This is a genomic window from Arthrobacter agilis (genome assembly GCF_006494655.1).
Lineage (GTDB): Bacteria > Actinomycetota > Actinomycetes > Actinomycetales > Micrococcaceae > Arthrobacter_D > Arthrobacter_D agilis.
Window position 1 is genome coordinate 1 of the sequence record NZ_VHIM01000033.1, and the last position, 316, is coordinate 316.

The following is a 316-nucleotide window of genomic DNA, read 5'->3' on the forward strand; positions in this document are numbered from 1 at the left end:
CCAGGCGCTGGAGCCGGAGGTCTCCGCTGCGAGCAGGGCATCGAGTGAGAGCGTGGCGCCGGCTCCGAGTCCGCCGATGATCTGGGCGACGACGAGGACCCGGACCACGTGACGCTGCACGAGGTCGGCCCCCGGACCCGCCGGGCCCGGGTCTGCCTGCCGCCGGTCCGCGTGCTGGTCCTGCTGCCGCATCCGCGTGTCCCTCCTGGTCGCCGTGATCGGAGCAGTCTATCCGCGCTGCTGCGCCCGGCCACGGCCCGGGTCCACGCGTTTCAGCGGCCGGTCAGGCGTTGATCCCCTCCCGCTCCCCGGCGGG

At 75.0% G+C, this 316-nt stretch carries 1 pseudogene; it reads right to left on the reverse strand.

Features of this window, described 5'->3' with window-relative positions:
* Positions 1-192, reverse strand: a pseudogene (locus FJV46_RS15090) (MFS transporter); the annotation flags it as partial.
* Positions 193-316: the final 124 nt, after the last annotated feature.